Raw genomic sequence first — 9,594 nt, forward strand, 5'->3', positions numbered from 1 at the left:
GACGTGTTAGCCGAAGCCTACGGGTTCCGGCTTCGCGCCGCGATCACCCCTCACGGGATCGGCACTTCAGTGACACGATCTAAGGCACGATGACTGACTTTCTCACGGACCGCCTTCCGGGCGACACTGATCCCGACGCGTTGTTCGACGCCTTCGCCACCTGGGTGGGCGAGCGCGGCATCGAACTGTATCCGGCGCAGGAAGAGGCGCTCATCGAACTCGTCTCGGGGTCGAACGTCATCCTCTCCACCCCCACGGGTTCGGGGAAGAGCCTCGTGGCGGTCGGTGCGCACTTCGCCGCGTTGGCCGAGGGCAGGCGCAGTTTCTACACCGCGCCGATCAAGGCGTTGGTGTCGGAGAAGTTCTTCTCCCTCGTGGAGATCTTCGGCGCGGACAACGTCGGGATGATGACCGGCGACTCCAGCGTCAACCCCGACGCCCCGATCATCTGCTGCACGGCGGAGATCCTGGCCAACCTCGCGTTGCGACTCGGCCCGGAGGCCGACGTGGAGGAGATCGGTCAGGTCGTGGCCGACGAGTTCCACTTCTACTCCGAGCCCGACCGCGGCTGGGCGTGGCAGGTGCCGCTGCTGGAGTTGCCGAAGGCGCAGTTCCTGCTCATGTCGGCCACGCTCGGCGACGTGTCCTTCTTCGAAAAGGACCTCACGCGGCGCACGGGGCGTTCCACGGCGGTGGTGACCTCGGCGCAGCGCCCGGTGCCGCTGACGTTCCGCTACGCGTTGACACCGATCCACGAGACGGTGTCGGAGCTGTTGCACTCGAACCAGGCGCCCATCTACATCGTGCACTTCTCCCAGGCCGCCGCCGTGGAGCGGGCGCAGGCCCTGATGAGCATCAACGTGTGCTCGCGCGCGGAGAAGGAGGCCATCGCCGAGGCCATCGGCAACTTCCGGTTCTCGGCCGGGTTCGGGCGCACGCTGTCGCGGCTGGTGCGCCACGGCATCGGGGTCCACCACGCGGGGATGCTGCCCAAGTACCGACGGTTGGTGGAGCAACTGGCTCAGGCCGGGCTTTTGAAACTGATCTGCGGTACCGACACGCTCGGCGTCGGTATCAACGTGCCCATCCGCACGGTGGTGCTGTCGGCGTTGACGAAGTTCGACGGCACCCGGCAGCGCCATCTCAAGGCACGCGAGTTCCACCAGATCGCGGGCCGGGCGGGGCGCGCGGGCTACGACACCGACGGCTACGTGGTGGTGCAGGCACCCGATCACGTCATCGAGAACGCCAAGGCGCTGGAGAAGGCGGGCGACGATCCGAAGAAGAAGCGCAAGATCGTGCGCAAGAAGGCGCCCGAGGGGTTCGTCAACTGGACCGAGAGCACGTTCAACCGCCTCGTGGCCGCCGAGCCCGAGCCGCTCACGTCGAGCTTCAAGGTCAGCCACTCGATGCTGCTCAACGTCATCTCGCGGCCGGGGGACGCCTTCGCCCACATGCGGCGGCTGCTGGAGGACAACCACGAGGACCGGCCCGCGCAGCGCAAGCACATCTTGAGGGCCATCGCGATCTACCGTTCGCTGCTCGCCGCGGGCGTGGTGGAGGAGCTGGACGAGCCCGACGCCGACGGTCGGCGAGTGCGGCTCACCGTGGACTTGCAACTCGACTTCGCGTTGAACCAACCGCTGTCCCCGCTGGCGCTGGCCGCGATCGAGCTGCTCGACCCGGAGTCGCCGTCGTACGCGCTCGACGTGGTGTCGATCATCGAGGCCACTGTGGACGATCCGAAGCAGGTGCTGGCCCAGCAGCAGTTCAAGGCGCGCAACGAGGCGATCGCGGCCATGAAGGCCGAAGGGCTCGACTACGAGCAGCGGATGGAGCTGCTGGAGGACGTCACCTACCCGAAGCCGCTGGAGGAGCTGCTGGAGGCGGCGTACTCGCGGTACCGGCAAGGGCAACCGTGGGTGGCCGACTACCGACTCTCGCCGAAGTCGGTCGTGCGCGACATGTACGAGCGCGCGATGAACTTCGTCGAGTACATCGGCTACTACGGACTCGCCCGCTCGGAGGGCGTGTTGCTGCGCTACCTCGCCGACACCTACGACACGCTGCGCCGCACGGTGCCGGACGACGCGAAGACCGAGCCGTTGCAGGATCTGATCGAGTGGCTCGGGGAGCTGGTGCGCCAGGTCGACTCCAGTTTGCTCGACGAATGGGAGGCGCTGCGCAACCCCGACGCGGTCGAGCGCGACGATTCCGGCAAGCCGGTGCAGTCCGAGGGGCCACCGCCGGTCACGCGCAACGAACGCGCCTTCCGGGTGCTCGTCCGCAACGAGATGTTCCGCCGGGTGCAGCTCGCCGCCCGCGAGGACTACGAGGCCCTGGGCGAACTCGACGCCGAGTCCGGTTGGGACGCCGAGGCGTGGGAGGACGCGCTGGCCGAGTACTTCGACGTCTACGACGAGATCCGCACCGGCCCCGACGCTCGCGGTCCGAACTTGTTGATCATCGAGCCGGAGGGGGAGCTCTGGCGGGTCCGGCAGATCCTCGACGATCCCGAGGGCAACCACGACTGGAGCATCAGCGCCGAGGTCGACCTCGCGGCCTCGGACGAGGCGGGTGGTGCCGTGATCCGCGTCGTGGACGTCGGCGAGACCTGACCCGCCCTCCGCGGTGATCGGCCGAATGGCCGATGCGCGTGTGATCCGAACAACCGCCCGGCCGATTCGTGAGCTGTGACACTCCGGGCACTATGGCTCCGCCCAGTTGATTACTGAGGGGAGCCAATCAGGTGCGCAAACGGACAATTGGAGTCCGCACCGTGGCCGTGGCGTCCGCCGTGACGATCGCCGCGGCGACGGCCACGGCCGTGACGACGGCGCCCGCGTACGCGGCGCCGAATCCGGCGATGGCCGTCGAGGCCGCGAAGGGCAAGCCCGTCGTCACGTTGGTGACCGGGGACAAGGTCGTGGTCGACGTCGTGCGGGGCGATGCCGAGTTCGTGCCCGCCGAGGGCCGCGAACGAGTGGGCTACCGGCAGTACGTCGAACGCGACGCGGTCTACGTCGTCCCCGACGACGCGGCGGCGTTGATCGCCGACGGGACGCTCGACAAGCGGTTGTTCAACGTCACGGCGTTGGTCGAGGCGGGATACCACGACGGGGCCCGCGACGACGTGCCCGTGCTGGTGTCCTATCGCGAGAACGCCTCGCCCGGCATCCGGGCGCGGACAACGGCCGACGGCGCCGCCGTGGAGACTCGGTCGCTCGCCGCCATCTCGGGCGCGGCCCTGGAGACGGAGAAGACCGAGGCGAAGAAGTTCTGGGACAGCGTCCGTCCGATGCTGCGTCCGGGAGCGGAGATCGAGCGGCTGTGGCTCGACGCGCCGGTGAAGGCGACATTGGCCGAGAGCGTGCCGCAGATTGGCGCGGACACCGCGTGGAACGACCACGGCCTGACCGGCAAGGGTGTGCGGGTCGCGGTGCTCGACACGGGAATCGACGCTTCCCACCCCGACCTCGCGGACGCGGTGGTGGAGGCCGAGGACTTCACCGGGACCGGCAGCACGGACGACGAGAACGGCCACGGCACCCATGTGGCCGGGATCATCACCGGTGACGGCGACGCGAGCGACGGCCGGTACCGGGGGGTGGCTCCGGACGCCGAGTTGGTGATCGGCAAGGTGCTCAACGAAGCCGGGAGCGGGCAGGAGTCCTGGATTCTCGCGGGCATGGAGTGGGCCGCGAACAACGCCTCCGTGGTGAACATGAGCCTGGGCGGTTTCGTCACCGACGGCACCGACCCGATGTCGGAGGCGCTGAACCGGCTCACGGAGGAGACGGGAGCCCTGTTCGTGGTGGCCGCGGGCAACGCGGGCCCCGGAGCCACCACGGTCACCACCCCCGGCAGCGCCGATGCCGCGTTGACGGTGGGCGCGGTCACCAAGAACGACGAGCTCGCCGACTTCTCCAGCCGCGGCCCTCGCGCCGGGGACCGGGCCGTCAAGCCGGACGTCACGGCGCCGGGCGTGGACATCGTCTCCGCGCAAGCCGGGGGCACGCAGCTGGGAGACCCGGTGGCCGAAGGCTACGTCGCGCTGTCGGGGACGTCGATGGCCTCACCGCACGTGGCGGGGGCGGCGGCGTTGTTGGCACAGCAGCACACCGAGTGGGACGCCGATGAGTTGAAGGCCGCTTTACTGGGCAGCGCTCGGGCGCACGAGCAGCTCGGCGTGTTCGAACAGGGCGCGGGGCGGATCGACGTCCCGGCCGCGCTCGGACAGTCGGTGCTCGCCTCGCCCGCGAGTCTGAGCCTGGGTGTCGTGGAGTGGCCTCACACCGACGACGAACCGCTGCGGAAGACGATCACCTACACGAACGTCTCGGACGAGCCGGTCACCCTCGACCTCACCGGGGAGCTGTCCGGTCCGGACGGTGCGACCCCGGCGGGAATGATCACCGTCGAGCCCGCTCGGCTGACGGTGCCCGCGGGTGGCGAGGCCGAGGCGACGGTGACGGTCGACACGACGGTGGGTGGGCCCGACGGCCTCTACGGCGGTACGGTGACGGCGAAGTCCGAGGACACCACGGTGATCACGCCGATCAGCGTCGAGCAGGAGGTCGAGAGCTACCGGTTGGACCTGACGGTGCTCGACCGCGACGGCAAGGTCGCGAAGGACCCCTACGTGTTCCTGATGCGACACGACGGGCAGCCGGCCGTCGGCGACACGTTCGAGACCGGTGAGATCTCACTGCGCCTGCCGAAGGCCGGCTACTTCATGGAGGTCCGTGTCGACGACGAGGCCGACTCGCCGGGCTTCGTGTCGTTCTACGAGCCGGCCGTCGAGATGGACGGCGATCGCGCTCTCGTGCTGGACGCCCGGACGGCCGTCCCGTTCGACGTGTCGGTGGACGTGCCCGACGCCGAGATCGGCTCCGTGGAGGTCAGGGCCACCATGCGGGCCGAGGATGGTTCGGAGCTGGCCATCATCACCGGGGCCACCAGCGCGGAGGACATGTACTTCGCGCCGTCCCAGACCACGCACGAGACGTTCGAGTTCACGCTGCGGACCGAGCACGCGCGTCCGGACGGCAACGGCGGCTATGCGAACAGCCCGTACGCCATCCATCTGAGTCGGACCGAGAAACGCGGGGTGCCCGACGAGCTGACGTACGAGGTCTCGACCGACGAGTTGGCGAAGGTCACCAGCGTGCACACCGATGTCGGCGCGGGTGTGACGGGCCAGCGTGAACTGGTGTCGGGGACGTTGCCGTTCACGCTCACCGAGTACTACACGCCCGGCGTGCGGTGGGACTCGGTGCTGTGGCTGAGCCGCTCGGCCGAGGAGAACGGCGCGTTCGCGGGGCAGTTGTCGCACACGGAGGTGTTCGAGCCCGGCGACAACGGCACGCGCTGGTGGAACACGCCGGTGTTCGGCCCCGCGTTCCCGCGGACCGCGGTGTCCCCGTGGGCGGGCCGCGAGGGGAACCTGGTGTGGGTGGACGCTCCGCTGCACAGTGAGTCGGCGCCCGGCAGCTCCGGCTTCTTCGCGGCGAGCGGGTCCACGAAGCTGTACCGCGACGGCGACCTTTACGACGAGTCCGACCAGGCCGGTTTCGGGTACTTCGAGGTGCCCGAGGAGGCGGGCGAGTACCGGTTGGTGGCGGAGGCCGACGCCAGTGACGTGACGTCGGTGTCGCGCGTGGTGAAGGCCGAGTGGATCTTCCGGTCGCAGCACGAGGAGACCTCGGCGCCGCTGCCGTTGCTCGCGGTGCGGTTCGCGCCGGAGCTGGGGGAGGATCACGCCGCGCGGGCCGGTGAGGAACTGCGAATTCCCGTCTGGGTGGAGCGCAACGGCTCGGATGAGACGCCCGAGTTGGCGTCGCTGAGCGTCGAGGTGTCGTTCGACGGCGGCCGGTCGTGGGAGGCCGTGCCGTATGAGGAGGGGGCCGTCACGGTGACCGCGCCGGAGGGCACGCGGGACGTCTCGCTGCGTGCCGTGGCGAAGGACGTCGACGGCAACGACGTGAAGCAGACCATCGTCGGCGCCTACCCGGTGAAGTAGCCGAAAAGCCCGTGGGGTGCGAACCCGCCGTCCCGGCGTGTCCGCACCCCACGCACGCGTGTCCGCAAGTTGTGCACGCGTGTCCGCGGTTTCCGTACGGGTCAGACCCCCATCGGATGCCACACCGTCTTCGGCTCCAGGTACGTACGCAGCCGTCCCAGGCCCGGCCGCGCGGTCCAGTCGGGCTCCTCGTCGGGCACGTCGAGGACCCGCTTCACGGTGCCCGCGGCCTCACGGGCGATCTCGACGCGGTCCGCCGGATCCGCGCCGGTGGGATCGATGGCGTTGACGTCGGCGTGCGACGCCAGCCACGGCCCGAGCTCCGCCGCCCGTCCCGTCAGCACGTTCACCACGCCGCCGGGCACGTCCGAGGTCGCCAGCACCTCGGACAGCGTGACGGCGGGCAACGGCCGTTCGGCGCTGCTCACCACCACGGCGGTGCACCCGGTGGCGAGCACGGGCGCCACCACGCTCACCAGTCCGAGCAGCGACGACCTCTGCGGAGCCAGCACGCCGACCACACCCGTCGGCTCCGGCACGGTGAACGAGAAGTACGGCCCCGCCACGGGGTTCGCGGCCCCGAACACGCTCGCGAGCTTGTCGGTCCACCCGGCGTACCACACCCACCGGTCCACGGCGGCGTCCACAACGGACTCGGCCTTGCGGGTCGCCAGGCCCTCGCACGCGGCCACCTCGGCGACGAACTGCTGCCGCCGCCCCTCCATCACCTCCGCGACGCGGTACAGCACCTGCCCGCGGTTGTACGCCGTCGTGCCCGACCAACCACCGAACGCCTTGCGCGCGGCCACCACCGCGTCGCGGACGTCCTTGCGCGAGGCGTGGGAGGCGTTGGCGAGGAACCGCCCCTTGGAGTCGGTCACCGGGTAGCTGCGCCCCGACTCCGAACGCGGGAACTTCCCACCGATGAACAACTTGTAGGTCTTCGCCACCTCAACCCTGGACATGCAGGTACGCCTCCAGACCCGTCCGGCCGCCCTCGCGCCCGAATCCTGATTCCTTGTAGCCACCGAACGGCGCGGCGGGATCGAACCGATTGAACGTATTGGCCCACACCACGCCCGCGCGCAGGCGATCGGCCATCCACAGGATGCGCGAACCCTTCTCCGTCCACACTCCCGCCGACAGCCCGTACGGCGTGTTGTTGGCCTTGGCGACGGCTTCGTCCGGCGTGCGGAACGTCAGCACCGACAGCACCGGCCCGAAGATCTCCTCCCGCGCGATGCGCATGGACTGCTCGACACCGGAGAACACGGTGGGAGCGAAGAAGTAGCCCTTCTCCGGCAGCGGGCACGGACTGCTCCACCGTTGCGCCCCGTCCCGCTCGCCGGAGGCCACCAGTTCGGTGATCTTGGCGAGTTGCTCGGGCGAGTTGATGGCTCCGATGTCGGTGTTTTTGTCCAGCGGGTCGCCCAGCCGCAGCGTCGAGATCCTCGCCCGGAGCTTGTCGAGCAGCTCCTCGGCGATGGACTCCTGCACCAGCAGGCGGGAGCCCGCACAGCACACGTGGCCCTGGTTGAAGAAGATCCCGTTGACGATCCCCTCCACGGCCTGGTCGAGCGGGGCGTCGTCGAACACGATGTTCGCCGCCTTGCCCCCGAGCTCGAGCGTGAGACGTTTGCGCGTGCCCGCGAGCGTGCGCTGGATGTGCTTGCCGACCTCGGTGGAGCCGGTGAACGCCACCTTGTCCACGTCGGGATGCTCGACCACCGCGGCGCCGATGTCGCCCGCGCCGGGCACGATGTTGACCACGCCCGGCGGCAGGTCGGCCTGCTGGCAGATCTCGGCGAACACCAGCGCCGTCAACGGCGTGGTCTCGGCGGGCTTGAGCACCACCGTGTTCCCCGTGGCCAGCGCGGGAGCGACCTTCCACGCCAGCATCAGCAGCGGGAAGTTCCAGGGGATGACCTGGCCGGCCACTCCGAGCGGACGCGGGTCGGGGCCGAGCCCGGCGTGGTCGAGCTTGTCCGCCCACCCGGCGTGGTAGAAGAAGTGCGCGGCGGCCGTGGGGATGTCGCTGTCCCGCGACTCCTTGATCGGCTTGCCGTTGTCCAACGTCTCCAGCACCGCGAGTTCCCGCGCACGCTCTTGGATGAGGCGGGCGAGTCGGAAGACGTACTTCGCGCGCTCGGCGCCCGGCATCGGGCCCCACACGCGCTCGTAGGCGTTCCTCGCGGCTTTCACCGCGGCATCCACATCGGACGCGCTGGCGGTGCCGACCTCGGCGAGGACCTCCTCGGTCGCCGGGTTGACGGTCTTGAGGGGGTCACCGGAGCCGTCGACGAACTCGCCGCCGATGAACGGCCGGTACTTCGGCTTCAGATTCGCGACGTCGCGCGACTCGGGCGCGGGCGCGTATTCCCACTGGCTCACGATCAGTCCAATGCGAGGTAGTCGGGGCCGCTGTAGTGGCCGGAGATCTGGGTGCGTCGCTGTAGCAACAGGTCGTTCAGCAGGCTTGAGGCACCGAAACGGAACAGCGACGGCGTGAGCCACTCCGGGCCCGCCACCTCGTGCACGGCAACGAGGTAGCGAATGGCGTCCTTGGTGCTCCGAATGCCACCCGCGGGCTTCACCCCGCGCCGCTCGCCCGTCACGGTGTACCAGTCGCGCACCGCCTGCAGCATCACGTGGGTCACCGGCAGGGTCGCGGCCGGCGATACCTTGCCGGTGGAGGTCTTGATGAAGTCGCCCCCGGCGAGCAGGGCGAGCCACGACGCCCGGCGGACGTTGTCGTACGTGGCGAGTTCGCCGGTTTCGAGGATCACCTTCAGGTGTGCGTCACCGCAGGCCTGCTTGACCGCCCGGATCTCCTCGAACACCTGTCCGTAGCGGCCCGAAAGGAACGCCCCTCGGTCGATCACCATGTCGACCTCGGTGGCGCCGGCCGACACCGCGAGCGCCACGTCGGCCAGCTTCACGTCGAGGCTCGCTCGTCCCGAGGGGAACGCGGTGGCCACGCTCGCCACGGCGATGTCGGCGCCGGCGAGTGCCTCGACGGCCGTCGCCGCGAGATCGGGATAGACACACACGGCGGCCACGTGCGGGGTGTCCGGGTGGTCGGGGTCGGGCCGCCGGGCCTTGGCGGCCAGCGACCGCACCTTGCCGGGAGTGTCGGCGCCTTCCAGCGTGGTCAGGTCGACCATGGAGATCGCGGTGTCGATCGCCCACAGCTTCGAGGCCTTCTTGATGCTGCGGGTGGCCAGGTTCGCGGCACGCTGTTCGACGCCGACCTGGTCCACACCGGGCAGGCCGTGCAGGAACCGGCGCAGACTGCGATCGTCACGCACGGCGTCGGTCAGCTCGGCCGGCAGGGTAGCTGTTGCCATGGCCGAAAGGGTATCCCGGCGAACCGGGGGCGGCGGGGCCGCGGACTACTCGATCTTCTTGATCTTGTCGCGCGGCACGCGCTTAACCTCGACGCCGCCCCAGAACGCCAGCCCCGTGACCTTGACGACGGGAGCGTTCGGAGGCGCGGTCGGGGAGGCGCCCTTCTTGTTCCTCGTCTCGAACGCGCCCATGATGCCCACGCCGGTGACCTCCACGGCGACGTC

At 69.6% G+C, this 9,594-nt stretch carries 6 protein-coding genes (1 of these 6 running past the window's edge); 2 read left to right on the forward strand and 4 right to left on the reverse strand.

Translation table 11 applies throughout. From position 1 onward, the window contains the following. Positions 1 to 89: 89 nt before the first annotated feature. Together SACGLDRAFT_RS02870 and SACGLDRAFT_RS02875 are read left to right on the forward strand one after the other, a co-directional pair. Positions 90 to 2,618, forward strand: a complete 2,529-nt coding sequence (locus SACGLDRAFT_RS02870; RefSeq protein WP_005461612.1) for a DEAD/DEAH box helicase — start codon at positions 90 to 92, stop codon at positions 2,616 to 2,618. A 161-nt stretch (positions 2,619 to 2,779) separates the two neighbouring features. Further along, positions 2,780 to 6,022, forward strand: coding sequence for a S8 family peptidase (locus SACGLDRAFT_RS02875; RefSeq protein ID WP_005461615.1), 3,243 nt, complete (start codon positions 2,780 to 2,782; stop codon positions 6,020 to 6,022). Between the two features lie 101 nt (positions 6,023 to 6,123). On the opposite strand, the gene SACGLDRAFT_RS02880 is transcribed toward SACGLDRAFT_RS02875, so the two are convergent. The 4 genes in view from SACGLDRAFT_RS02880 to SACGLDRAFT_RS02895 are tightly spaced (at most 45 nt apart) and all read right to left on the reverse strand, a layout consistent with a single transcriptional unit that may run on beyond the window. Continuing rightward, a complete protein-coding gene (locus SACGLDRAFT_RS02880) occupies positions 6,124 to 6,987 on the reverse strand; it encodes an aldehyde dehydrogenase family protein (protein ID WP_005461617.1) in 864 nt (287 codons plus the stop codon). Continuing rightward, positions 6,974 to 8,413: an aldehyde dehydrogenase family protein gene (locus tag SACGLDRAFT_RS02885; protein WP_005461618.1), complete on the reverse strand. Its 1,440-nt coding sequence runs from the start codon at positions 8,411 to 8,413 to the stop codon at positions 6,974 to 6,976. Before SACGLDRAFT_RS02885 ends, SACGLDRAFT_RS02880 begins: the two co-directional genes overlap by 14 nt. Positions 8,414 to 8,415: 2 nt before the next feature. Next, positions 8,416 to 9,369 (reverse strand): deoxyribose-phosphate aldolase, encoded by a 954-nt coding sequence (gene deoC, locus SACGLDRAFT_RS02890; RefSeq protein ID WP_005461619.1) that lies wholly within the window; start codon positions 9,367 to 9,369, stop codon positions 8,416 to 8,418. Positions 9,370 to 9,414: 45 nt separating this feature from the next. After that, on the reverse strand, positions 9,415 to 9,594 hold the end of the coding sequence (locus tag SACGLDRAFT_RS02895; protein WP_005461621.1) for a DUF1707 SHOCT-like domain-containing protein. 456 nt of this gene lie beyond the right edge of the window; the window shows 180 of its 636 coding nt (coding positions 457–636); the start codon falls outside the window, past its right edge; it ends in the stop codon at positions 9,415 to 9,417.

This window comes from Saccharomonospora glauca K62 (assembly GCF_000243395.2).
In the GTDB taxonomy this organism is placed as follows: Bacteria; Actinomycetota; Actinomycetes; order Mycobacteriales; family Pseudonocardiaceae; genus Saccharomonospora; species Saccharomonospora glauca.

Bases quoted from the DNA above. Each gene is read 5' to 3' on its own strand.
- SACGLDRAFT_RS02870 (WP_005461612.1), top strand. From the start codon at position 90: ATGACTGACTTTCTCACGGACCGCCTTCCGGGCGACACTGATCCCGAC.
- SACGLDRAFT_RS02880 (WP_005461617.1), bottom strand. From the start codon at position 6,987: ATGTCCAGGGTTGAGGTGGCGAAGACCTACAAGTTGTTCATCGGTGGG.
- deoC (WP_005461619.1), bottom strand. From the start codon at position 9,369: ATGGCAACAGCTACCCTGCCGGCCGAGCTGACCGACGCCGTGCGTGAC.